The organism is Cellulomonas sp. (assembly GCF_035634735.1).
Lineage (GTDB): Bacteria > Actinomycetota > Actinomycetes > Actinomycetales > Cellulomonadaceae > Cellulomonas.
In genome coordinates, this window is record NZ_DASQCJ010000205.1 from 1 (window position 1) to 24,217 (window position 24,217).

A 24,217-nucleotide genomic window follows, 5' to 3' on the forward strand; every position below is an offset into this window, starting at 1 on the left:
CCTCGCCCGCGCCGTGCTCGACGACCACCTCGTAGCCCAGCTTCGCCAGCCGGCCCACGGTGGCGGGCGTGGCGGCCACGAGCCGCTCGCCCGGCCGGGCCTCCTTCGGGACGCCGATCCGCATCGACCCCTCCTCGTCCGGTGTCGCGGTGCGCCCGCCCTCGCCGGGCGTGGGGCACCGGGCCGCGGGTGCACCGCAGCCTCGCCCATCCTGCTGCCCGGGGGTCGCCGGCGTCCCGGACCTTGGGCCCGGCGCGGCGCGGGCGGCGCCGGCCGGGCGGTGCGGGGCGGGGGTCAGCCCCGCTCGGCCGCGCGCAGGTCCCGCTCCCACGCGGCCGTCGCCCGGCGGAGCTCGCCCTCGGCGTCCAGGCCGGCCGCCCGGGCCTCCTGCACGAGCGCGAGCAGCCGGGCCCCGAGGTCGCCGGGCGCGGCCGGGCCGGGGGCGGGCGCGCCCGGGTCCGGCGGGCCGGCGGGCGGGACGGCGGGTGCCGGCGCCACGGCGGCGAGCCCGGACCGCTCCGCCCGCGACGCCACCTTCTGCGCCCGCGCGAGCGCGCCCATCGCCAGCGGCACGCCGTCGAGCACGGACTCCCGCTGCTTCTCGTCCCGCTTGATCGCGTCCCACTGCCGGTTCACGCCGTCGGCGTCCGCGACCTGCGCGTCGGCGAACACGTGCGGGTGCCGCCGGACGAGCTTGGCGACCAGGTCGGCCGCCACGTCGTCGACGTCGAACGGCTCGGCCGCGTCCTCCTGGGCGATCCGGGCGTGGAACACCACCTGGAGCAGCAGGTCGCCGAGCTCCTCGCGCAGGTGCGCGCGGTCCCCGCCCTCGACGGCCTCCGCGACCTCGTACGCCTCCTCGAGCACGTACGGGACCAGCGAGGCGTGGGTCTGCTCGGCGTCCCACGGGCAGCCGCCCGGGGAGCGCAGCCGGTCCATGACGGCGACGAGGCGGCGCAGCGGGTCGGCGACCGTGGCCGGGTCGACCGCGGCCGGGTCGACCGCGGCCGGGTCGGCCGCGGTCGCGCCGTCGGCGGCGGTCACGGGGCCGGGGTCGCGGTGGCCCCGTCGGCGGACACGAGCCACGGGTACGTCGTCGTGCCGACGGTGCCGAGCTCGTCCGCGCTGCCGAACCGGGGGTTCACCGTGAAGTCGAGGGACCCGAGGTCCTCCTGCAGCGAGGCGAGCAGCGTGTCCGCGTCGCTCGCCCCCTGCAGGCCCTGGATCTCCAGCAGGTAGCGCATGACGCGGACCGAGGCCGGGGAGAACTCCTGGGCGTCGCCGCCCGCGGCCTCCACCTGCTGGTCGAGCGCGTCGGCGGCCTGCTCGTCGGAGACCGCGACGCCGGCGTCCGAGGCCGCCGCGGCGACGGTCGGCTCCTGGATGAGCACGCCGAGGATCGCGGAGGCCGAGACGCCCTGCAGCACCGGGCCGAGCTCCTGGGTGGCGGTCTCGACCTCGGAGGTCGGGATCGACCGGCCGTCGACCACCGCGGCCGCACCGGGCCGCCCGCCGCCGCACGCCGCGAGCGCGCCCGCCACCGCCAGCACCCCGACGGCGGACACCGTCCGCCGGACCGTCTTCCGCGTCACCGCACACCTGGCCTCTCGTCGCTCTCCGTCGCCCGACCCGGCCCATCGTAGGGGCCGGGTCGGGGCGGCAGGTGCGGGACGTGCCGCGGTCGCGTACCGCGGCACCGGGCTCAGCGCGCCGCGGTGCCCACCCCCGCCGCCGCGGACACGTCGCCGAGGACCACCGCGTCGATCAGCTGCCGCGCCCACGTCATCACGGCCTCGCCGTGCAGCGGCTTGCCGCCGATCCGGGCCGTCGTCGGGAACGGCACGAGCACGGTGCGCAGCGCGGGCTTGAGCACCGAGCCCGGGTACAGCCGCTTGAGCCGCAGCTGGGCGGACTCCGGCAGGTCGACCGGCGCGAACCGCACGAACTTGCCCTGCGCGGTGACGTCGGTGAGCCCGGCCGTGCGCGCGTGCAGCCGGAACCGGGCGACGGCGAACAGGTTGGTCACCGGCTCCGGGATCGGGCCGTAGCGGTCGACGAGCTCCGCGGAGATCTCCGCCAGCGCCGTCTCGTCCCCCGCCGCCGCGAGCTTGCGGTACGCCTCCAGGCGCAGCCGCTCGTGCGCGATGTAGTCGTGCGGGATGTGCGCGTCGACCGGCAGCTCGACCGTGACGTCGGGCAGCTCCTCGGGCTGGTCGCCGCGGTAGGACGCGACGGCCTCGCCGACCATCCGGATGTACAGGTCGAACCCGACGCCCTCGATGTGCCCGGACTGCTCGCCGCCGAGCATGTTGCCCGCGCCGCGGATCTCCAGGTCCTTCATCGCGACGGCCATGCCGGCGCCGAGGTCGGTGTTGGCGGCGATCGTCTGGAGCCGGTCGTGCGCGGTCTCGGTGAGCGGCTTCTCCGGCGGGTACAGGAAGTACGCGTACGCGCGCTCCCGCCCGCGCCCCACGCGCCCGCGGAGCTGGTGCAGCTGGGACAGGCCCAGCCGGTCGGCGCGCTCCAGGATCAGCGTGTTGGCGTTGGAGATGTCCAGGCCGGTCTCGACGATGGTCGTGCAGACCAGGACGTCGAACCGCTTCTCCCAGAAGTCGACGATCACCTGCTCCAGCTGGTGCTCGTTCATCTTGCCGTGCGCGACCGCGATCCGGGCCTCCGGCACCAGCTCGTTGAGCCGGGCGGCGGTGCGCTCGATCGACTCGACCTTGTTGTGCACGTAGAACACCTGGCCCTCGCGCAGCAGCTCGCGGCGGATGGCGGCGGAGATCTGCTTCTCCTCCCAGGCGCCGACGAACGTCAGCACCGGGTGCCGCTCCTCCGGCGGGGTAGCGAGGGTCGACATCTCGCGGATGCCGGTGACCGCCATCTCGAGCGTGCGCGGGATCGGGGTCGCGGACATCGCCAGCACGTCGACGTTGGTGCGCAGCGCCTTGAGCGTCTCCTTGTGCTCGACGCCGAACCGCTGCTCCTCGTCGATGATGACGAGGCCCAGGTCCTTGAACCGGACCTCGCCGGTGATGAGCCGGTGCGTGCCGATGACGACGTCGATGCTGCCGTCGCGCAGCCCGTCGACGACCGCCTCGGACTCGGCCTTCGTCTGGAACCGCGACAGCGCCTTGACGGTGACCGGGAAGCCGGCGTACCGCTCGGTGAACGTGTCGAGGTGCTGCTGCACGAGCAGGGTCGTCGGCACCAGGACCGCCACCTGCTTGCCGTCCTGCACCGCCTTGAACGCCGCGCGCACCGCGATCTCGGTCTTGCCGTAGCCGACGTCGCCGCAGATCAGCCGGTCCATCGGGATCGGCTTCTCCATGTCCTGCTTGACCTCGTCGATCGTCGCGAGCTGGTCGGGCGTCTCGACGTACGCGAACGCGTCCTCGAGCTCCCGCTGCCACGGGGTGTCCGGGCCGAACGCGTGGCCGGAGGTGGCCATGCGGGCGCTGTAGAGCCGGATGAGCTCGCCGGCGATCTCCTTGACCGCCTTGCGGGCGCGGCCCTTGGTCTTGGCCCAGTCGGAGCCGCCCATCTTGTTGAGGCTGGGCGCCTCGCCGCCGACGTACTTGGTCACCTGGTCGAGCTGGTCGGTCGGCACGAACAGCCGGTCGCCCGGCTGCCCCCGCTTCGACGACGCGTACTCGACGACCATGTACTCGCGGGTCGCCGCGGCCGCGCCGGTGCCGATGGTGCGGGACACCAGCTCGACGAACCGGCCGACGCCGTGCTGCTCGTGCACGACGAAGTCGCCCGGGCGGAGCTGCAGCGGGTCGACGACGTTGCGCCGCCGGCTCGGCATCTTGCGCATGTCGCGGGTGGACGAGCCGGGGCGGCCGGTGAGGTCGGACTCGGAGAACACCGCGAGCCGCAGGTCCTCGGAGACGAAGCCCGGGCCGACCTGCGCGGGCATGACGAGGACGACGCCGCCCTCGAGGTCGCCCTCGAGCGCCGGGACCAGGCGCGCGGGCACGTCGGCGGCGCGGAGCTGCTCGGCCATGCGCTGCGCGGGGCCGTGGCCCTCGGTGGCGAGCAGCAGCCGCCAGCCGTCCTGCTGCAGGCGGCGCACGTCGGCGACGGCGCGGTCGACCTCGCCGCGGTACCGCTCGACGTCGCGTGCGGCGACCACGACGGTCTCGACGCCGTCGTCGGTGCTGCGGACGTCGTCGGGGGCCGTGCTGCCGTCCGCGGCGTCGACGGCCTCGGCGTCGAGCGTGAACGGGCTGAGCGTCCACCAGCCGAGGCCGCGGACGGCCGCGAGCGCCCGCACCTCGGCGAACGACGCGAACGAGGCGGCGGACAGGTCGAGCGGGGTCGCGGCGCCCGCGGCGGCGGAGGTCCACGCGGCCTGCAGGAACTCCTCGGTGGTCGCCACGAGGTCGTGCGCGCGGCGGCGGACCCGCTCGGGGTCGGCGAGCACGAGCAGCGCGTCGTCGGGCACCAGGTCGAGCACCGGGACCATGTCCCCGACCAGGGCCGGGGCCAGGGACTCCATGCCCTCGACCGCGATGCCCTGCGCGAGCTTGTCGAGCATGTCGACCGCGCCGGGCAGCCGCTCGACCAGGGAGGCGGCGCGCTCGCGCACCTCGTCGGTCAGCAGGATCTCCCGGCACGGCGGCGCCCACAGGCCGTGGTTCGCGACCTCCAGGCTGCGCTGGTCGGCGACGGAGAACCAGCGGATCTCCTCGACGTCCTCGCCCCAGAACTCGATGCGCAGCGGGTGGTCCTCGGTCGGCGGGAACACGTCGAGGATGCCGCCGCGCACGGCGAACTCGCCGCGGCGCTCGACCATGTCGACCCGGCTGTACGCCGCGGCGACGAGGCGCTCGGCGACCTCGGACAGATCGGCGCGCCGGCCGACGTCCAGCGAGACCGGCTCCAGCTCCCCCAGCCCGGCGACGACCGGCTGCAGCAGCGCGCGCACGGGCATGACGAGGACCCGGATCGGGCCGGTGTGGCCGGGCTCCGGGTCGGGGTGCGCCAGGCGGCGGAACACGGCGAGCCGGCGCGCGACGGTGTCGCTGCGGGGCGACAGGCGCTCGTGCGGCAGCGTCTCCCAGGACGGGAGGACCGCCACGTCGTCGTCCGGCAGGTAGCAGCGCAGGGCGGCGGCGGCCTCGTCGGCGTCGCGGCCGGTGGCGGTCACGACGACGAGGGGGCGGCCGGGGCGCTTGCCGGCGGTCGCCTCGGCGCGGGCGCCCGCGAGGGCGGCCAGCAGCGGCGGGCGGATGCCGGCGGGCCCGACGACGTCGACCTCCCCGCGGGACGGGACGAGGGAGACGGCGCGCGCGACGGCGGGGTCGGTGAGGAGGACGGGCAGCAGTCCGGCGACGTTCATGGGTTCCTTCCGGGGTGCCGGCGGCGGGGCGCGGTCAGCACGAGAACCCCGGATCCATCAGATCCGGGGTGCGCGACCACTCTACGAGCGACCACCGACACTCTCACCCTGACGGCGGTACCCCTCTTGACACGTTCTGCACGCTTTTGTCCTAATTTGCACCTCTAGGCCTGACGCGGGGCTCCCGCGCAGCCGCGACCAGCCCCGGCCGACGACTGCCACCCCGGGAGGGCGAAGTGACGGGTACCGCGCACGGCGGCGACCGCCTGCCCGTCCTGTGGAGCCTCAACGGCCTGCGGGCCGCCGGCGCGCTGCTGGTGATGCTGTACCACGTCAACTCCTGGAACCTGCAGGTCATCCGGGGGTCCAGCGCGTTCTACACCGGCGTCGGGCTGTTCTTCGTGCTGTCCGGCTTCGTGCTCACCTGGACCGCGCAGCCGGGGACGACGCTCGGGGCGTTCTACACCCGCCGGCTCGCCCGGATCCTGCCGAACCACCTGACGGCGTTCGCCCTCGGCCTGGCGGTGACGGTGCTGGTGGTGGGCGCGACGGTCGACCCGGTCACGCTGCTGTCCGGGATGCTGCTGCTGCAGGCGTGGTCCCCGGACGGCCAGGTGGTGTTCGCGGTGAACGGCGTCGCGTGGTCGCTGTCCTGCGAGATCGCGTTCTACGCCGCCTTCCCCGCGCTGCTCTGGGCGCTCCGCCGGGTGCGGCCGCGCACCCGGCTCCTGGTCGCCGGGGCCGCGCTGGCCGCTCCGGTGGCGGTCGCGCTGGCGTGGCCGTCGCTGATCCCGCTGCTGTTCCACCTGCCGCCCGCCCGGCTGCCGGAGTTCCTGCTCGGCATGGTCACCGCCCTGGCGGTGCGGGAGGGCTGGCGGCCGCGGGTCCCGGCGTGGGCGCTGCTGGCCGTGCTCGCCGCGTGCGTGCTCGGCGCCGCCGCGGTCGACGTGCACCCGACGGTGCTCACCGCGGTGCTGGCCGTGGTCTTCGCGCCGCTCGCCGCCGGGTGCGCGTGGGGCGACATCGACGGGCGGAACCGCTGGGCGCTGCACCCGGCGGTCAGGCTCGGCGGGGCGCTGTCGTTCTCCTTCTACCTGCTGCACGAGCTGGTCATCAAGGTGGTCGTGGCGACGCCCGTCCGCGGGCCCGCGGCGATCGCGGCGGTGCTGCTGGTCTCGGCCGGGCTGGCGTTCCTGCTGTGGCGCGGCGTCGAGCTCCCGGCGCGCGCCCGCGTCCTCGCGACGCTGCCGGCGCCGGCGCCGCGGCTCGGGGCGGCCCCGCCGCCGCACGCCCCCGGCGGTCGCCGGGCGCGGCACAGCCGGCCGCGGGACGTGGCGTGGTCGTTCCCGCTGACGCCGGCCGCTGCGGCGGCGGTGCCGGCGGGGGTGCCGGCGGGGGTCGCGACGGCGGGCGTGGTGCCGGGCGCCGCCGCGGTCGCCCTCGCGGGGGTCGGCGCGGTGCGCGTCGCGGCGGGCCCGGCCCTGGAGCGCGCCGGCGCGCCCGGGGCGGCGGGCCCGGGCGCGGCGGGTCAGGGCGCGGCGGGTCGGGGCGCGGCGGTTCCGGGCGCGGCGGCTCCGGGCGCGGACGCGGCGCGCGCGGGCGCACCCGCGGCGGCGCACGCCGCGGCCACCACCCCCGCGTACGTCGCGACGGCGCACGGGCTCGCCCTGGCGGACGTGCCCCGCGCGCTCGGGGCCGCGCCCGCGCACGCCGCGATCGGCTCCGGGCGCTCGCCCGCGTCGGCCGGTGCCCCGGCGGAGGGCACCGCGGCGGCGGGCGCCGTGGGCACCGCCGCCCTGGTGGCCGCGGCGGCCGTCGCGGCAGCGGGCCGGCCCGCGCCCGAGCCGGCCGCCGGCTCCGCCCGCCCGGACGACGCGTGGGCGCCCCGCGGCACCCCCGGGGCGCCCGCCCCCGCGGCCTCCTGGGCGGCGCCGGAGCCCCCGGCGGCCTCCCGGGTGGCGGACGGCGACCCCCGCCCGGTCGCGGCCCCCTGGCGTCCGCCCACGGGCCCGGCCCGGCGCCCCCGCGCCTGACCCGCCGCACCCGCCGCGCCCGGGCCACCCGGTCACCCGAGCCCGGTGCCACCGCCGCGAGCGTCCCGTCGCCCGCCGCCGAGCGGGTCCCTCGCCGGGCCTGCCTGGTCCGGCCCGCCTGCACACCGGGCCCACCGCCACGCGCCCGTGCGCGCCGGCGCCCGGCCCGGCCTCGAGGGGGTAGAGAACGCGCCGAGCGAGCATCCGGCGAGTACTCACTCGACGCTTCTCGTGCACACTCGGCGCGCGCAACCGCGCGCGGCACCGCGCGCTGACGCGGCCGCACGGCCCCGCGCCCCGGCGCGCCACCGCTGCGCCGCGGCCGGCGCGCCCCCGCGAGTGCCTACCGAACGAGTCGAGCGCCTATCCGGCGGGTAGGCGCTCGACGCGTTCGGTAGGCACTCGGCGCGGGAGCGGGCGCGCGCCGCGGCCCGGGGTCAGGAGGCGGTGGTGCCGTGCAGCGGGGTCGCCGCCGGGCGACCCGCGCGGGCCTCGGCGCCGCGCGACCGGCCGCGGTCCCAGAACTGGTGCACGGCGCCGCGCTCGCCCTCGTCGACCACGGCCGCGGCGGCCGCCTCGTCGGGCGCCGGCTCGGCGGCGGGCAGCGCGGTCGGCGGCACCGAGTCGCGCGGGAGCAGGGCCACGGGCACGGCGGAGCGCGGCGCGCCGCCACCGCCCGGGGCGTCGCCGGCCGCCGACGCGGGACGCTCACGCACGGGCGCCCGCAGCAGCCGCAGGGTCTCCCGGTGGTACGCGACGGCGGCGTGCGCCCGGAGCCGCGCCCGCGCGTGCCCCCGGCCGTGCCCGAGCGCCAGCAGCCCGAGCCACCGGCCCGCGAGCCGCAGGAGCGCCAGGGACGCGGCGGGGCGGACGTCGCGCAGCCGGCGGTCGACGTAGGCGGCGGCGCGCCCGTGCCCGCGGGCCCGCTCGATCAGCGCGCGCCGCACGAGCGCCCGGGGGCCGAGGTCGCGCTCGACGGCGGCGCCGGCCACGGCGCGCTCGCGGAAGCCGGCGCCGACCACGTCGCGCCGGAACACGACGTCGAGCCCGTCGGGGCAGCGCGCGGTCCCCAGCGCCTCGTCGAAGCCGACCGCCTCCAGCACGGCGCGGGTGGCGGCCATGCTGACGCCGCTGAACGCGCGGCCCACCTCGGGCGGGTCCGGGACGAGGTCGAGGTAGGCGGCGGCGAGGTCCGGGGTCAGCCAGGGCCGCTCGAGGTTCGCCGTGAGCCGGACGGCGCCGCCGGCGAGGTCGGCGCGGCCGGCGCGCAGCGGGGCCGTGAGCGCCAGCACCCAGTCGGCGGGCACCCGGACCTGGGCGTCGGTGAACAGCAGGTACCGGCCGCGCGCCGCGGCGACGCCGAGGTTCCGCGCCCGCCCGCCGGTCACCCCGGGGGCGGCGACGACGCGCAGCCGCGGGTCGGCGGGCAGCGCGGGCAGCCGGCCCAGGTCGCGGGCGACGAGGAGCAGCTCGCCGTGCAGCCGCTCGCCGCGCAGCCACGAGGTCCGGTGGTCCCGGCGCCCGGCCGCGTGGTCGAGCGACTCCAGAAGGCTGCGCAGGGTGCGCGCGAGGCCGTGCTCGTCGCCCCGCGCGACCACCACGACGGACACGTCCGCGCGGGCCCGGGCGTCGATCACGCGTCACCTCCGGCTCGCTCGGCGTCGGGTGCGGCCGAGAATGTCGACATACCCTCGCAAACCGGACAGGACCGCGTCGAGTCGGTCACCCGGGTGCGCGGGCCGCGCGTCGCCCGGTCGCCGCACGGGGGTCACCCGTGCGGGTGCTCGCGCGGATCAGGCCGGCCCGCGCCCGCAGCCGGCCCCCGCGAGCTCCCCCGCGCGCAGCGGCTCGGGCTCCGGGAGGCCGCCGCGGGCGTAGCCGACGCCGAAGCCGGTGCTCCAGGTCAGCCGCGCGGCGTCGCCCCGCGACCGCACCCGGGCCGCCTCGCCCGCCACGAGCCACGCCCGCCGCGCGATCCGCGCCGGCCAGCCGCGCCGCGCCGCGGCGCCGTCGCCCGGCCCACCGGCCCCGCCGAGCTCCCCCGCGCCGCCCGGCTCCCCCGCCCCGCCCGGCCCACCGGCACCGCCGCCGTCCTCCGCCGCCCGCGCCGCCACCTCGGCGTACCGCGCGGCGAGCCAGCGCTGCCCCATCCCGCTGCCGCGCCCCTGCCGCCACGCACCGACGAGCCCGGCGCGCAGCCGCATGTGCACCACGGCGGCGGGCTCGAACGCCAGCGCCCCGCCGGCGAGCTGCGCCCGCCAGCACAGGTCGGTGTCCTGCAGGTAGCGGGCCCGCACGTCGAAGCCGCCGAGCCGGTCGAACAGCGCCCGGCTCACCGCGAGGTTGCTGGAGCTCGCGCAGCCGAGCCCGGGCAGCGGGTCGGTGTGCTGCAGGCCGTCGACCTGCGGCAGCGCCCGGGACCCCTGGGCCGCGCGGCTGTTCAGCCGCTCCCACTCCAGGCGCCCGGCGACCACGTCGGACCCGCGCAGCCCCGCATGCAGCGCGTCGACCCAGCCGGGCGCGACGACGTCGTCCGCGTCGCAGAACAGCAGCGCCCGGCCGCGCGCGACCCGGGCGGCGGCGTTCCGGGCGGCGCCGGCGCCCCGGGTCGCGGACGCGTCGACCAGGCGCACGCGCCCCGTCCGGCGGGCGGCGTCGAGCACGACGTCGCGGGTGCCGTCGGTCGAGCCGTTGTCGGCGACCAGCACCTCCCAGGTGCACGCCGGGTCCTGGGCGGCCAGGGCGTCGAGCTGCGCGGGCAGCGTCGCCGCGGCGTCGCGGGCGGCGATCACCACCGACACGTCGAGCCCGGGCCCGCCGTCACCGTGGGCGTCGGGGCCGGGCGGCGCGTCGGAGTGCGGGCGTGCTGCGGTCACGGCTCCCCCTGCCTGGCCCACGAACCGGGACGATTCACCCGTAGCAGATCACAGGGCGCGGGGCTGCGCGAGCCCGCCCGGGCCGCGCGGCGGCGTCAGTAGCGCTCGGGCCCGTAGTCGATCCGGTAGTGCTGGTCCCGCGGCCGCTCCCCGATCGGCCGGGCGGGCACGCCCCCGACGATCGTCCACGGGTCGACGTCCTGGGTGACGACGGCGCCGGCGGCCACGACGGCCCCCTCGCCGATCGACACGCCGCGCACGACCGTCGACCGGCTGGCGAGCCATGCCCGGTCCCCGATGGTGATCGGCCCGAGCCGGCCGGCGAACCCGGGGTCGCGCAGGTCGTGGTCGGCGGTGACCAGCAGGACGTGGCTCGCGATGACCACGTCGTAGCCGATGTCGATGCCGCCGCGCGCGTCGATCTGGCAGAACCGCCCGACGTGGCAGCGGCCGGCGATCCGCAGGTTGCCCGGCTCGAGCACCTCCGAGCCGCCGAACAGGTACACGTGCTCGCCGAGGTCCGCGCCCAGCCGCCGGAGCGTGCGGATCCGCAGCTCGTTGCTGGGCACGTGCGTCAGCGCCCGGTTGAAGACGAGCTCGCCCCGTCGCCCCACGTCAGCCGTCCTCCCCGCGGGCCGCGCCCGCGTGCTCGTGCTCGGGGGCGTCCGCCCCGCCGCGCAGCCGCGCCGCGAGCGCCGCCACGGTGTGCTCCCGCCGGACGAGGGCCCGGCCGGCCTCGCCGCGCGCCCGCCGGTCGGCGGGGTCGGCCGCGAGCGCGCGCACGGCGTCGAGCAGCGCCCGCCCGCCGGCGTCGCCGTCCCCGACGACGACCACCCGGGCCTCGTCGAACAGGTGCCCGGCGCCGCGCGAGTCGTTCGTGACCACGGCGCAGCCGTGGCCGAGGGCGGCCACCAGCGGCCCGCTGACGGCATGCGCCCCGCCCCCGCCCCAGCCGCCGCGCCGCCAGCGCACGACCACGGCCGCCCGGGCGAACGCCGCGCGGACGCCGGCCTCGGGCAGGAACCCGAGCAGGCGCACCCGGTCCGCGGTCCCGGCGGCCTCCGCCGCGGCACGGATCTCGCGCGCGGTCTCGTCGCCGCACGCCCCGACCGCCAGCGTCCAGCCGTCCGGCAGGTCGGCGGCGGCGCGCACGAGGGGCAGCACGTCCTCGGCGGCCGCCACGTACCCGGGCAGCAGCACCTCGGTGCGCCCGTCGACGGGGTCGCCGGTCGCCGCGCCGACGTGCGGCACGGCCTCGACGGGCCGGTCCAGCCGGTGCGCGGCCGCGAGCGCCGCCGCGCCGGACGGCGACAGGCAGAGCACCCGCTCGGCGCGGCGCAGCAGGTCGCGCTCGGCGCGCCGCCCGAGGGTGCCGGACAGCGCCGCCGCGACCCGGCGGCCGCCCCGGCGGTCGAGCAGCGTGGTGAAGAACGCGCCGCCCGACAGCTCGGGCACGTCGTGCACCATCAGCCAGACGCGGCGCCCGCGGCGCGCGGCCCACCACGCGGCCCAGAACTCGGCGAGCCCGCGGCCGGCCTGCTCGACGACGAGCACGGCGCCCGGGTCGCGCCGGGCCAGCCGGCGCGCCAGCCGGACGGCGAGGACCGCGGACTGCGACGCCTCGGGCGCGGGCGGCAGCACCTCGGTGTCCGTCGGGCCGAGCGCGTCGAGCACCGGGCGGAAGGCGGCGGCGTACGCGGCGACGCCGCTGGGGCTGGGCGGGAGGCGGGTGACGTGGACGAACCGCGGAGCCGCCGCAGGGCGGGCGGTCACCGGCGCCCCCGGCCCGCGCGCCGCACCCGGTCGCGCGCGGCGACCCCGGCCCGCTGCACGCCCTCGACGGCGCCGAGCAGCCGGGCGTCCCGCGCCGGGACGTCCTGGGTCAGGGTGCCGGCGCGCTCGGCCTCGAGCAGCGAGCCGTACAGGTGCCCGAACGTGTGCAGGGCCGCGACCGCGAAGCCCGCGCGCCCGTCCCGCCACGCCCCGCTGAACACGGTGGACCGCAGCAGCTCGCGGACCAGCCGGACGGGGTCGTCCAGCCGGGTGAACCGGCCCGGGTTGTTGGCGGCGTACCGGAGCACCTTCTCGGTGGTCTGCCCGACCGAGCGGAAGTTCAGGTGCGCGATGGCGGGCACGGAGCCCGGCGCGTCGATCCCGGGCCCGTCGAGCACCGGCGGCACGTGCGCGAGCGCGGGCTCGGCGTAGTGCGCGCGGCCGCGGCGGAGCAGGGCGTACTTCGCGCTGCCCTGCAGCGAGTGCTCGAGCATCCGGCCGTAGGCGACGTTGTCGTACCGCAGCCGCACGCCGGCGACGTCGGGCCGGTCCAGCACGGGCTGCAGCGCGTCCCGGAACCCGGCGGGCAGGTGCTCGTCGGCGTCGACGAACAGCACCCAGTCGCTGGTCGCGGCGTCCAGCCCGCGCTGCCGGACCTCCTCCACGACGGGGGCGTCCGGGACCGGCACGACGCGCGCGCCGTGGGCGGCGGCGACCGCCCGGGTGTCGTCGGTCGAGCCCATGTCGCACACGAGCACCTCGTCGAAGCCGGCCAGCAGCGGGAGGCAGTCGCGCAGCTGGTCGGCCTCGTTGCGGGAGTACACGACGGCACTCACCGTGCTCGGGGGGGTCATGGCCCCGAGCGTAGGTCGGCGTCCCCCGCCGGGGGCACCGCCCGAAGGGTGAATTGGGGTGAAACACGACATAGGGGACAGATCAGACGACTAGCCTCGCCGTGCGGACGAGCCACCCGGGCCCGCCCGCACCGCCCCGCACGGGGCCCCGCAGCACCGAGGAGCGCGCCATGAGCCACGTCGTCGTCGTCGGATCCGGCATCGTCGGGCTGGCGGTCGCCGCCCGGCTCGCCGCGCGCGGCGACGAGGTGACCGTCCTGGAGAAGGAGGACGGCCTGGCGCTGCACCAGACCGGCCGGAACTCCGGCGTCATCCACTCGGGCCTCTACTACGCCCCCGGGAGCCTCAAGGCGACGATGGCCGCGGCCGGCGCCCGGTCGATGGTCGACTACGCCCGCGCCAAGGGCGTCGCGGTCGACGTGTGCGGCAAGCTCGTCGTCGCCACCTCGGACGCGGAGGTGCCACAGCTGGAGAAGCTGGCCGGGCGCGCGGAGGCCAACGGCGTGCCCGCGCGCCGGCTCACGCCCGAGGAGGCGCGGGAGCACGAGCCGCACGTCCGCGCCGTCGCGGCGCTGCGGGTCGAGAGCACCGGCATCGTGGACTACCCCGGCGTGTGCCGGGCGCTCGCCGCCGACGTCGAGGCCGCCGGCGGCCGGATCCTGTTCGGCGAGGAGGTGCTGGCGGCGCGCACCGTCCCGGACACCCCGGGCGCGCCGGGCCGCGTCGAGATCCGCACCTCCCGCGCCGACCGCGAGGCCGACGCGCTGGTGGTGTGCGCCGGCCTGCACGCCGACCGGCTCGCCCGCGCGTGCGGGCTGGAGCCCGAGGCCCGGATCGTGCCGTTCCGCGGCGAGTACTTCGAGCTGACCCCCGAGGCCGGCGCGCAGGTCCGCGGGCTCATCTACCCGGTCCCGGACCCGCGGTTCCCGTTCCTCGGCGTGCACCTCACCCGCGGGATCGAGGGCCACGTGCACGCGGGGCCGAACGCCGTGCTCGCGCTCGCCCGCGAGGGCTACACCTGGACCGACGTCTCGCCGCGCGACCTGGCCGACAGCCTGGCGTGGCCGGGCCTGTGGCGGCTCGCCGCGCGCAACCTGGTGCCCGGTGCCGCCGAGGTCGGCCGGTCGCTGTCCCGGCGGGCGTTCGCGCGCAGCCTGTCCCGCCTGGTCCCCGGGATCACCGCGGGCGACCTGGTGCCCGCGCCGGCCGGGGTGCGCGCGCAGGCGCTGCGCCGGGACGGCGGGCTGGTCGACGACTTCCTGCTGCAGGGCGAGGGGCGGCAGGTGCACGTGCTGAACGCGCCGTCGCCGGCGGCCACCGCGTCGCTGGAGATCGCGCGGCACATCGTCGGGCAGCTCGACGCGGCGCTCCCGGCGGCGCGCGCGGCCTGACGGCGGCGCGCCCGGGCGCCGAGTCTCCGTCCCGCGCCTGTCGGCGACCGGTGCGACCCAGTCCGGGATCGGAGACTCGGCGACGACGCCGGGACGGCAGCCGGCAGCGGCACCCGGCAGCGACGCGCGGCAGCGACGCGCGGGAGCGGCGCCGGGCCGCGAGGGGGGCGCGGGCCCGACGCCGCGGATCAGGCGGGGACCGTGCGGTCCGCCGGGGGCAGCGCGACGGCGGCCGCCGCGCCCGGCACGACCCGGGTCACGACCACCGGGCTCGGGGTGTCGACGCGCGCGAACGCGAAGCCCAGGCCGAAGCCGAGCTCCCAGCACCAGGCGCCGAGCTCCGCCACCGAGCGCACGCGCGCGAGCGCGCCCACCGTGAGCCGCACCCGGTGCAGCGCGCGGCGCCAGCCGGGGTGCGGGTGCGCGGTCGCGCCCGCGGGCGGCACCGCGACCGCGGCACCCGCAGCCGGCACGGCGCCCGCCGGCACGGCGCGCGCACCCGACGCGGCCCCCGCGCCGGCCGCAGTTCCGGCCGCGAGCGCCCGCAGCCGCCCCTGCTGCTCCCGGTACCGCAGCGCCAGCCAGTGCTCGCCCGACCCGTAGTGGTACCCCTGCTGCAGCGTCGACCGGAGCGTCCCGCGCAGCCGCACGTGCAGCACCGCCTCCGGCGCCCAGGTCAGCGGCACGCCGGCGAGCTGCACCCGCCAGCACAGGTCCGTGTCCTCGAGGAACAGGCAGCCCGGGTCGAAGCCGCCGACGGCCCGGAACACGTCGGCGCGGATGCCCATGTTCCCCGCCCCGGCCGCGTGCAGCCCGGGCAGCAGGGTCGACTCCTGGAGGCCCGTCGTCTGCGGGATCGTCCGGGACCGGAGCACGCGCGGCCCGTTCAGCCGCTCACCCTCGAACCGCCCGGCCACGAACGCGTGCGTGCGGAGCGCGGCGCGCATCGCGGCGAGCCAGCCGTCGCCGACGACGTCGTCCGCGTCGCAGAACGCGACCAGCGGGGCGCGCGCGACGGAGACGCCGACGTTGCGGGCCGCGCCGGCGCCGCGGGTGGCGGAGGCGTCGACCACCCGCACGGGCAGCCGGTCCGCGTACGAGCGCGCGAGGGCGGCGGTCCCGTCGGTCGACCCGTTGTCGGCGACCACGAGCTCCCAGGCGAACGGCACCCGCTGCGCCGCGAGGGCGTCGAGCTGCGCGCCGAGCGTGGCCTCGGCGTCGAACGCGGCGACGACGACGGTGAGCTCGACGCCGGCGGGCCGCCCGACGCCGTCCCGGAGGCCGCTCACGACATCAGCTCCCGGAAGACGGACCGCACCCGGGGGTACCGGCCGAGCAGGCCGCCGACGGTGTCGAAGGACCAGCCCTCCGCGAGCAGCGGGTCGACGAGCGCGGCCGTGACCGCGGCCCGGTCGAACGCGGGCAGCGCCTCCCCCGGGCCCAGGGTCTCGGGGTCGGCCCGGGTGTCGTGCAGCAGCAGGATCCCGCCGGGGTGCAGCGCCGCGCGGGCGCGGGCCGCGACGTCCGCGACCGGGGCGTCGACCCAGTCCTCCGCCCAGCCGGACCAGATCACGACGTCCAGCCCGGACCGGGTCCAGCCGCGCAGCGAGCGGGGCCGGTGCGCGCCGTACGGCGGCCGGAACAGGGTGACCGGCACGCCGGCGACGGCCTCGACGCGACGCCGGGCGTCCGCGACCACCCGGACCGCCTCCGCGTCCTGCAGCCGGTTGAGCCGGCCGTGGTCGGGGCCGTGCAGCGCGAGCTCGTGGCCCTCCGCGACGATGCGGTGCACCAGGTCCGGGTGCGCCTCCGCGGCGTCGGCCAGGACGAAGAAGGTCGCGCGCAGGCCGCGGTCGGCGAGCAGGTCCAGCAGCCCCGGCGTGTGGTCCGGGTGCGGGCCGTCGTCGTAGGTCAGGGCGGCGACCGCGTCCGCGGTGCGCACGCAGGCGGTGGGCGCGAGCCCGCGGAGCAGCGGCCGCGCGAGGCGCAGCGGCGCCCGGTCCGGCAGCGGACGTGGCGCGGGCGCCCCGAACTCGCCCAGGTCGCGCCGCAGCACCAGGATCTCCCCCGGGTCGCGCGGCGCCGGGCGGGTGCCGCGGTGCAGCGCCGGCTTCTCGACGACCATCGACCTCCCCCTCGCATCGAGCCGGGCGGGCCTGCAGGGCGCCCGCCGGACGACAGTGTGCCCGCGGCAACCGGCCCGGTTTGTCCGATTTGGGGCTTTTCACCCGAACGCTCGACAGGTTTCGCCCCCGCCGGGCGACCGGGGCGCCGTCCGCCCCGGCAGCGGGGTCCGCGACCGGGCCCCTGGGCCACCCGGGGGACCCGGCCACCCGGCCGCGGCCCCCTTGGGGTGATATGTCCGGTTTTCACCCGTTAGTACCTGTCTGGCCTGAAATGCCCGGACTAGCCTCGGGGCTGCCGCGGGGCCTTCGCGGCGCATCCCACACCCCCCGTCCGAGGAGGAGCCATGACCGCAGGCGACCTGTCGCCCGCCGACATCCCGGTGGTGATCCTGTGCGGGGGCATGGGGACGCGCCTCCGCGAGGCCAGCGAGAAGCTGCCGAAGCCGCTGGTCGACATCGGCGGCCGGCCGATCCTCTGGCACATCATGAAGACGTACAGCGAGCACGGCTTCCGCCGGTTCGTGCTGGCGCTCGGCTACAAGAGCGACCTGATCAAGCAGTACTTCCTGGACTACCGGCACCTGACGTCGGACTTCACGCTGCACCTCGGCGCGGACGGCGCGGAGTCGGAGCCCGTCTTCCACGGCACCGCCGCGAAGGAGGACTGGGAGATCACGTTCGTCGAGACCGGGCTGACCACGGCGACCGCCGCGCGCATCCGCCGGGTCGCGCAGCACCTCGACGCCGACCGGTTCGCCCTGACGTACGGCGACGGCATCGGCGACGTCGACATCACCGGCGCCCTGCGGCACCACGTCGAGCAGGGGCTGCTCGGGACGCTCACCGGCGTGCACCCGTCCAGCCGCTACGGCGAGATGCGGGTCGAGGGCGACACCGTCGTCGAGTTCAACGAGAAGCCGACCCTGGCCGACGGCTGGGTCAACGGCGGGTTCTTCGTGTTCGAGCGCGAGTTCGTCGACAAGTACCTCGACGACGACCCGGCGGTGATGCTCGAGAGCGCGCCGCTGCAGCAGCTCGCCCGGGACCGTCAGCTCTCGGTGTACGAGCACGAGGGCTTCTGGATGGGCATGGACACGTTCCGTGACTGGACGGAGCTGAACGGACTGTGGGACGCAGGTCGCGCCCCCTGGAAGATCTGGGAGGACTGAGCGCGTGCGCATCCTGGTCACCGGCACCGAGGGCTACCTCGGCAGCCTGCTCGCACCGACGCTGCTGGGCCGCGGCGACGAGGTCACCGGCCTCGACACCGGCTACTACAAGAACGGCTGGCTCTACAACGGCGTCCACGAGACCCCGCACACGCTCGTCAAGGACATCCGGCACGTCACGCCGGACGACCTGGTCGGGTTCGACGCGGTGGTGCACATGGCCGAGCTGTCGAACGACCCCATCGGGGACCGGATCGGCGACGTCACGTACGACATCAACCACCACGGCTCGGTGGCGCTCGCCTCGGCCGCGAAGCGCGCCGGCGTGAGCCGGTTCGTCTACATGTCGTCCTGCTCGGTCTACGGCGTCGCGGACGGCACGGTCGACGAGACCAGCCCGACCGACCCGCAGACCGCCTACGCGCGGTGCAAGGCGCTGGTCGAGCGGGACGTCACGGCCCTGGCCGACGACGACTTCTCCCCGACCTTCCTGCGCAACGCGACGGCGTTCGGCGCCTCGCCGCGGCAGCGGTTCGACATCGTGCTGAACAACCTGGCCGGCCTGGCCTGGACGACGCACCGGATCGCGATGACCTCCGACGGCACGCCGTGGCGCCCGCTGGTGCACGGCCTGGACATCGCCAAGGCGATCCGCGCGGTGCTCGACGCCCCGCGCGAGGACGTCCACGCGCAGGTGCTGAACGTCGGCGCGGACTCCAACAACTACACGGTGCGCGAGATCGCCCAGACGGTCGGGGCCGAGTTCCCCGGCTGCGAGGTGTCGTTCGGCGAGCCGAGCGCGGACAACCGGTCCTACCGGGTGTCGTTCGCGAAGATCCGCGAGGTCCTCCCCGGCTTCGGATGCGACTGGGACGCCGCCGCCGGCGCCGCGCAGCTGCACCGCGTGTTCGAGCAGATCCAGCTCGACACCGAGACGTTCACCGGGCGCGGGCACACCCGCCTGGCGCAGATCGAGCACCTGCTCAAGACCGGCCAGGTGGACCCGCAGCTCTTCTGGACGGTGAACCCGTGAAGTACACCCCGACCGCCGTCGACGGCGTCATGATCGTCGACCTCGAGCTCCGGTCGGACGACCGCGGGTTCTTCGCCCGGACGTTCGACACCACGGAGTTCGAGGCGCACGGCCTGGACGTCGCGGTGGCGCAGTGCAACCTGTCGTACAACCACGCCGCGGGCACCCTGCGCGGGCTGCACCGCCAGGTGCCCCCGTACGCCGAGGGCAAGCTCGTCCGGTGCACCGCCGGCGCGATCGTCGACGTGGCGGTGGACGTCCGCCCGGACTCCCCCACCTACGGGCAGCACGTGATGGTCGAGCTGACCGCCGCCAACCGGCGCGCGCTGTTCATCCCGCCGTACGTCGCGCACGGCTACCAGACCCTGGTCGACGACACCGAGGTGATCTACCAGGTCAGCGGGCCGTACGCCCCCGAGGGCGAGCAGGGCTTCCGGTACGACGACGCCGCGTTCGGCATCGAGTGGCCCGTGCCCGTGACCGCGATCTCGGACAAGGACCGGGCGTGGCCGCTGGTCGACGCCGGCGATGCCGAGGCCGCCGAGGTGGCGCCGTGATCGTCGTCGACTCGCTGCTGAAGGCGCGCCAGGCCGACGGCCGCCCGATCCGGGTCGCCCTGGTCGGCGCCGGGTTCATGGGCCGCGGCCTGGTGAACCAGATCGTCAACTCCGTGCCCGGCATGGACGTCGTCGCTATCGCGGCGCGGCACCCGGAGCAGGGCGTGCGCGCGTACACCGAGGCGGGCCTCTCCGGCGTCGTCGAGGTCGACTCCCCCGCCGCGCTGACCCGCGCCGCCGCGGCGGGCACCCCGGCCGTCACCGCCGACCACCGGGTCGCGATCGCGTCCGACGCGGTCGACGTGGTGGTCGACGTGACCGGCGCCGTGGAGTTCGGCGCGCACGTCGCGCTGGCCTGCTTCGAGCACGGCAAGCACCTGGTGCTGATGAACGCGGAGGTCGACGCGACGGTCGGCGGCGAGCTCGCGCGCCTGGCCGACAAGGCCGGCGTGGTCTACACCGGCTGCGACGGCGACCAGCCCGGCGTGCAGATGAACCTGCACCGGTTCGTCACCGGGCTCGGCCTGACGCCGCTGGTGGCCGGCAACATCAAGGGCCTGCAGGACGAGTACCGCACCCCGACGACCCAGAAGGCGTTCGCCGAGCGCTGGGGCCAGGACCCGCACATGGTCACGTCGTTCGCCGACGGCACCAAGGTGTCCGTCGAGCAGGCGCTGGTCGCCAACGCCACCGGCATGTCGGTGCACCGGCGCGGCATGCTCGGCATGGACCACGACGGGCACGTCGACGAGCTCACCACGCGGTACGACGTGGACGAGCTGCGCGCGCTCGGCGGGGCGGTGGACTACGTGGTCGGGGCGAGGCCCGGGCCCGGCGTCTACGTCCTCGCCACGCACGACGACCCGAAGCAGCGGCACTACCTGGAGCTCTACAAGCTGGGCACCGGGCCGCTCTACTCGTTCTACCAGCCGTACCACCTGTGCCACTTCGAGGTGCCGACGACGATCGCCCGGGCCGCGCTGCTCGGCGACGCGACGATCCGCCCGCTCGGGGCGCCGTCCGTCGAGGTCGTCACCACGGCCAAGACCGACCTGGCGGCGGGCACCGTGCTGGACGCGCTCGGCGGGTACCACTACTACGGCCAGGCCGAGCGCGCCGACGTGACGCGGTCGGAGCGGCTGCTGCCGGTCGGCGTCGCCGAGGGCTGCGTGCTGGTGAGGGACGTCCCGAAGGACGCGACCCTCACGTACGACGACGTCCGGCTCCCGGAGGGCCGCCTCGTCGACCGCCTGCGCGAGGCCCAGGCCGCCCTGGCCTGAGCCGGCGACGGCGTCCCCACCTTCTTCTCGCGCTGCCCCCCGCTCGATCGGGGGGGCAGCGCGAGAATCGGGTGAGGATGCGCTCCCCCGCGCCTTCCCGCGCGACCGCACGGGGGCCCGGCGCCCCACGCGCCCAGCCCACCCCGCGCGGGCCGGGCGCGCCCGGCGGCGCCCGCGCGGCGGATCACCCGGATGCCAGCCGCTTCACCCGGGGTCGGCGGACAAACCGGACAAATCTACTCATAGGCTGCATGCCAGCAGGAACGGGCCTGGGGGACGACGACCCGCCCCCCGGCCACCCAGGACCACCAGGAGAGGGGGGACCGTGCCGTCCACCGACAGCAGCACGGACCTGCGCGCCCGCGCCGTGACGTTCTACCTGCCGCAGTTCCACCCCGTGCCGGAGAACGACGCGTGGTGGGGCCCCGGCTTCACGGAGTGGACCAACACCGCGAAGGCCCGGCCGCTGTTCCGCGGGCACGTGCAGCCCCACATCCCGGCGGACCTCGGGTTCTACGACCTGCGGATGCCGGAGGCGCGCGAGGCGCAGAGCGACCTGGCGCAGCGCTACGGCGTCGAGGCGTTCGTGTACTGGCACTACTGGTTCGGCGGCGGCCGGCGGATCCTCGAGCGCCCGTTCACCGAGGTGCTCGCGTCCGGCGCCCCGTCGGTGAAGTTCTGCCTCGCCTGGGCCAACCAGACCTGGAGCGGCATCTGGCACGGCGCGAGCGACCGCGTCCTGATGGAGCAGACCTACCCCGGCCCCGAGGACGAGGAGGCGCACTTCGACTCGCTGCTGCCGGCGTTCCGGGACGAGCGCTACCTCCGGGTGGACGACCGCCCGGTGTTCTACGTGTTCCGACCGGAGGACCTGCCGGACGCCGCCGCGTTCGTCGACCGCTGGCAGGCGATGGCCCGCGCGGCCGGCCTGCCCGGGCTGTACCTGGTGGCCGAGGTGTCCGACCTGCTGAGCCGCGGGCCCAAGTACACCGACGTGGACGCGGCCGGCTTCGACGCCGGCGTGTACATGCGGATCCCCGCCCGGCAGACCCGCGCGGACGTGCTGCGGATGCGCGTCGGCCGCAAGCTCGGCCGCCCCGAGGTGTTCCCGCACGCGCCGGACTTCGAGCCGGCCCCCGCGGGCATCTCCGACCGGCTGCAGCCGTGCGTCTACCCGAACTGGGACAACTCCCCGCGGTCCGGGTCGCGCGCGGTGGTGCTCACGGGCTCCACCCCCGAGCTGTTCGGCCGGCACGTCCGCCAGGCCGTCGACACCCTGCAGGCGCGCCGGCCCGCCGAGCGGCTGCTGTGGGTCAAGTCCTGGAACGAGTGGGCCGAGGGCAACTACCTCGAGCCCGACCTGGAGCACGGGCACGCCTGGCTCGAGGCGCTGCGCGACGGCCTGACCGCGACGAGCACGCTCGCCACGGAGCCGGCCCGGGTGCTCACCCCGACGCACGCGCTCGGCCGCACCGCCCCGACGGACGGCGTCGCGCATGGCTGAGGCCACGACCTCCCCGCTGCGCATCGCGATGCTGTCCTACTACCTCCCGTCGGGCAGCAAGATCGGCGTCGGCTTCCAGGCGCACGAGCTCGCGACCGAGCTCGCCCGCCGCGGCCACCACGTCGACATGTTCAGCGACTGCCCACCCGTGCCGGGCGCGGCCTACGGCCACCGGCACGTCGCGATGTCCGGCTCGCTGCGCACGTTCCGGTTCGCGACCGACCTGCGCAAGCAGGACTTCACCGGCTACGACGTGCTGCACGCGCACGGCGACGACTACTGGCTGTGGCGCCGGCGCGCGCCGCTGCACGTCCGCACGGTGCACGGCTCCTGCTTCGAGGAGGCCCGGCACATCCGCGGCGCCAAGGAGAAGCTCCGGATGCTGCTGCTCGGGTTCACGGAGGTGCTCGCCTCCGTGGTCGCCGACCGGGTCGTCGTGGTGTCCCCGCAGACGCGCCGCTGGGTGCCGCGGTCGCACGACGTGATCCCAAACGGCGTCGACACCGCCCGGTTCACCCCGGGCGACGCCGCGGGGCGCGCCGACCACCCGGTGGTGCTGTTCGTCGGCACCTGGCACGGCCGCAAGCGCGGCAAGGACCTGGCGGCGGCGTTCGCCCGGGACGTGCTGCCGCGGGTGCCCGAGGCCGAGCTGTGGATGGTCACGCGCGACGCCCCCGCCGACCCCGGGCCCGGCATCCGGGTGCTCGGCCGGCTGTCCGACGAGGACCTGGCCGACGCCTACCGCCGCGCCTGGGTGTTCTGCCTGCCGTCGTCCTACGAGGGCTTCGGCATCCCGTACGCCGAGGCGATGGCCAGCGGCCTGCCGGTCGTCGCCACCCCGAACGTCGGCGCCCGGTACGTCTCCGACGAGGGCCGCGCCGCGGTGCTCGCCGAGCTGGACGACCTGGGCACCGCGCTGGCCGACGTGCTGCTCGACGCCCCGCGCCGCGCGGCGCTGTCCGCCGCGGGCCTCGAGCGGTCCCGCGCCTTCTCGCTCACCGCCGTCGCCGACGCGTACGAGCGCCTGTACACGACCCCCCAGCAGCACGGAGACCAGTCATGACCGATGTCGCCATCCGGGCCGCCGGGGTCGGGAAGTCGTACCGGATCGCCACGTCCGACGACGCCCCGTCCACGGCCGCCGAGGCGGTGCTGCAGCGCCTGCGGCACCCGCTGCAGCGCGCGCAGTACGAGGAGTTCCGCGCGCTCGACGACGTGAGCTTCGAGATCCCCCGCGGCGAGGCCGTCGGCATCCTGGGCCGCAACGGCGCCGGGAAGTCGACGCTGCTGAAGCTGCTCACCCGCGTCGCGGCGCCCACCCGGGGCCGGATCGAGCTCGCGGGCCGGGTCGGCTCGCTGCTGGAGGTCGGCACCGGCTTCCACCCCGAGCTCACCGGCCGGGAGAACGTCTTCCTCAACGGCACGCTGCTCGGGATGCGCAAGAGCGAGATCAAGCAGCGCTTCGACGAGATCGTGGCGTTCTCCGGCGTCGAGAAGTTCCTCGACACCCCGGTGAAGCGGTACTCCTCCGGCATGTACGTCCGGCTGGCGTTCGCGGTCGCCGCGCACCTGGACACCGAGATCCTCGCGGTCGACGAGGTGCTCGCGGTCGGCGACGCGGAGTTCCAGGCCAAGTGCCTCGACCGGATGCGCACGGTCGCCTCCGAGGGCCGCACCGTCCTGTACGTGTCGCACCAGGTGCAGACCGTCAAGACCCTGTGCACCTCGGCGATCTTCTTGGAGCACGGCAACCTCGTCATGCACGGCACGGTCGACGACGCCATCGAGCTCTACCAGACCAGCCGGGACCGGGTGGCGATCAGCCAGACCGACATCGACCGCCGCCCCGGCACCGGCGAGGTCCGGATCACCTCCGCGACCGTCTCCAGCCCGCTCTACAAGACCACCGAGCCGAAGACCATCGAGTTCCTGGTGTCCGCCAACGCGGACTACATCGGCAAGTACTTCGTGTCCTGCCACATCAACGACCGGCACGGCACCACGATCCTGCAGTGCGACTCCCGGGTCAGCGGCCTGTGGCTGGACCCGGCGCAGGAGCAGAAGATCGCGCTCACCATCAAGGAGCCCTGGCTCAAGCCCGGCGAGTACACGGTCGACCTGTTCGTGTGCTCCTCCGGGGTGCTCGACTCGTTCGAGGGCGCCGGCCGGTTCGAGATCCACCCGGTGCTGCCCTACCCGCAGGCGGTCTCCGACGAGGGGCTCGACGCGGGCCTCGTCCTCGCCGACTTCGACTACGAGAGGCGCTGAGCG

General features: G+C 76.7%; 20 protein-coding genes. 9 read left to right on the forward strand and 11 right to left on the reverse strand.

Annotation, left to right across the window (positions count from 1 at the left end; genetic code table 11):
- From VER05_RS16745 to mfd, 4 genes are all read right to left on the reverse strand, one after another.
- A partial coding sequence (locus tag VER05_RS16745) for a hypothetical protein (RefSeq protein WP_324846511.1) occupies nucleotides 1-124 on the reverse strand: 124 nt, incomplete at its 3' end.
- A 170-nt stretch (nucleotides 125-294) separates the two neighbouring features.
- Nucleotides 295-1,044: a MazG family protein gene (locus VER05_RS16750; RefSeq protein ID WP_324846452.1), complete on the reverse strand. Its 750-nt coding sequence runs from the start codon at nucleotides 1,042-1,044 to the stop codon at nucleotides 295-297.
- A complete protein-coding gene (locus VER05_RS16755) occupies nucleotides 1,041-1,592 on the reverse strand; it encodes a hypothetical protein (protein ID WP_324846453.1) in 552 nt (183 codons plus the stop codon). Before VER05_RS16755 ends, VER05_RS16750 begins: the two co-directional genes overlap by 4 nt.
- 110 nt (nucleotides 1,593-1,702) lie before the next feature.
- Nucleotides 1,703-5,350: a transcription-repair coupling factor gene (gene mfd / locus VER05_RS16760; RefSeq protein WP_324846454.1), complete on the reverse strand. Its 3,648-nt coding sequence runs from the start codon at nucleotides 5,348-5,350 to the stop codon at nucleotides 1,703-1,705.
- Between the two features lie 236 nt (nucleotides 5,351-5,586).
- Here mfd and VER05_RS16765 point away from each other — a divergent pair, with 236 nt between their 5' ends.
- The gene (locus VER05_RS16765; protein ID WP_324846455.1) at nucleotides 5,587-7,383 is read left to right on the forward strand and encodes an acyltransferase; all 1,797 of its coding nucleotides are present in this window, start codon (nucleotides 5,587-5,589) and stop codon (nucleotides 7,381-7,383) included.
- A 437-nt stretch (nucleotides 7,384-7,820) separates the two neighbouring features.
- Here VER05_RS16765 and VER05_RS16770 read toward each other — a convergent pair whose 3' ends face one another.
- From VER05_RS16770 to VER05_RS16790, 5 genes are all read right to left on the reverse strand, one after another.
- Complete coding sequence (locus VER05_RS16770; protein ID WP_324846456.1) at nucleotides 7,821-9,020, reverse strand: glycosyltransferase family 2 protein; 1,200 nt, start codon at nucleotides 9,018-9,020, stop codon at nucleotides 7,821-7,823.
- Between the two features lie 156 nt (nucleotides 9,021-9,176).
- Nucleotides 9,177-10,259, reverse strand: coding sequence for a glycosyltransferase family A protein (locus VER05_RS16775; RefSeq protein WP_324846457.1), 1,083 nt, complete (start codon nucleotides 10,257-10,259; stop codon nucleotides 9,177-9,179).
- 95 nt (nucleotides 10,260-10,354) lie between these two features.
- Nucleotides 10,355-10,873 (reverse strand): acyltransferase, encoded by a 519-nt coding sequence (locus VER05_RS16780; RefSeq protein WP_324846458.1) that lies wholly within the window; start codon nucleotides 10,871-10,873, stop codon nucleotides 10,355-10,357.
- 1 nt (nucleotide 10,874) lies between these two features.
- The gene (locus VER05_RS16785; RefSeq protein ID WP_324846459.1) at nucleotides 10,875-12,032 is read right to left on the reverse strand and encodes a glycosyltransferase family protein; all 1,158 of its coding nucleotides are present in this window, start codon (nucleotides 12,030-12,032) and stop codon (nucleotides 10,875-10,877) included.
- A complete protein-coding gene (locus tag VER05_RS16790) occupies nucleotides 12,029-12,886 on the reverse strand; it encodes a glycosyltransferase (RefSeq protein WP_324846460.1) in 858 nt (285 codons plus the stop codon). Before VER05_RS16790 ends, VER05_RS16785 begins: the two co-directional genes overlap by 4 nt.
- A 170-nt stretch (nucleotides 12,887-13,056) precedes the next feature.
- On the opposite strand from VER05_RS16790, the gene lhgO reads away from it, so the two are divergent.
- Nucleotides 13,057-14,277: an L-2-hydroxyglutarate oxidase gene (gene lhgO / locus VER05_RS16795; protein ID WP_324846461.1), complete on the forward strand. Its 1,221-nt coding sequence runs from the start codon at nucleotides 13,057-13,059 to the stop codon at nucleotides 14,275-14,277.
- Between the two features lie 188 nt (nucleotides 14,278-14,465).
- Here lhgO and VER05_RS16800 read toward each other — a convergent pair whose 3' ends face one another.
- Both VER05_RS16800 and VER05_RS16805 read right to left on the reverse strand, forming a co-directional pair.
- Complete coding sequence (locus VER05_RS16800) at nucleotides 14,466-15,566, reverse strand: glycosyltransferase family A protein (RefSeq protein WP_324846462.1); 1,101 nt, start codon at nucleotides 15,564-15,566, stop codon at nucleotides 14,466-14,468.
- Entirely contained in the window at nucleotides 15,563-16,402 is an 840-nt protein-coding gene (locus VER05_RS16805) for a polysaccharide deacetylase family protein (RefSeq protein ID WP_324846463.1), read from the reverse strand. The genes VER05_RS16800 and VER05_RS16805 overlap by 4 nt, the downstream gene beginning before the upstream one ends.
- Before the next feature lie 345 nt (nucleotides 16,403-16,747).
- Between VER05_RS16805 and rfbF the strand changes: the two genes are divergently transcribed.
- The 7 genes from rfbF to VER05_RS16840 all read left to right on the forward strand — a co-directional run bounded on the left by rfbF (nucleotide 16,748) and on the right by VER05_RS16840 (nucleotide 24,214).
- Nucleotides 16,748-17,572: a glucose-1-phosphate cytidylyltransferase gene (gene rfbF, locus VER05_RS16810; protein ID WP_324846464.1), complete on the forward strand. Its 825-nt coding sequence runs from the start codon at nucleotides 16,748-16,750 to the stop codon at nucleotides 17,570-17,572.
- Nucleotides 17,573-17,576: 4 nt separating this feature from the next.
- On the forward strand, nucleotides 17,577-18,605 hold the full coding sequence (locus tag VER05_RS16815) for an SDR family oxidoreductase (protein WP_324846466.1): 1,029 nt from the start codon (nucleotides 17,577-17,579) through the stop codon (nucleotides 18,603-18,605).
- Nucleotides 18,602-19,162: a dTDP-4-dehydrorhamnose 3,5-epimerase gene (rfbC, locus tag VER05_RS16820; RefSeq protein WP_324846467.1), complete on the forward strand. Its 561-nt coding sequence runs from the start codon at nucleotides 18,602-18,604 to the stop codon at nucleotides 19,160-19,162. The genes VER05_RS16815 and rfbC overlap by 4 nt, the downstream gene beginning before the upstream one ends.
- Nucleotides 19,159-20,442, forward strand: coding sequence for an NAD(P)H-dependent oxidoreductase (locus VER05_RS16825; protein ID WP_324846468.1), 1,284 nt, complete (start codon nucleotides 19,159-19,161; stop codon nucleotides 20,440-20,442). Before rfbC ends, VER05_RS16825 begins: the two co-directional genes overlap by 4 nt.
- 325 nt (nucleotides 20,443-20,767) lie before the next feature.
- The gene (locus tag VER05_RS16830; protein ID WP_324846469.1) at nucleotides 20,768-21,946 is read left to right on the forward strand and encodes a glycoside hydrolase family 99-like domain-containing protein; all 1,179 of its coding nucleotides are present in this window, start codon (nucleotides 20,768-20,770) and stop codon (nucleotides 21,944-21,946) included.
- The gene (locus tag VER05_RS16835; protein ID WP_324846470.1) at nucleotides 21,939-23,009 is read left to right on the forward strand and encodes a glycosyltransferase family 4 protein; all 1,071 of its coding nucleotides are present in this window, start codon (nucleotides 21,939-21,941) and stop codon (nucleotides 23,007-23,009) included. Before VER05_RS16830 ends, VER05_RS16835 begins: the two co-directional genes overlap by 8 nt.
- Nucleotides 23,006-24,214 carry an ABC transporter ATP-binding protein gene (locus tag VER05_RS16840; RefSeq protein ID WP_166944183.1) on the forward strand — a complete coding sequence of 403 codons (1,209 nt, stop codon included), beginning with the start codon at nucleotides 23,006-23,008 and terminating at the stop codon, nucleotides 24,212-24,214. Before VER05_RS16835 ends, VER05_RS16840 begins: the two co-directional genes overlap by 4 nt.
- Nucleotides 24,215-24,217: the final 3 nt, after the last annotated feature.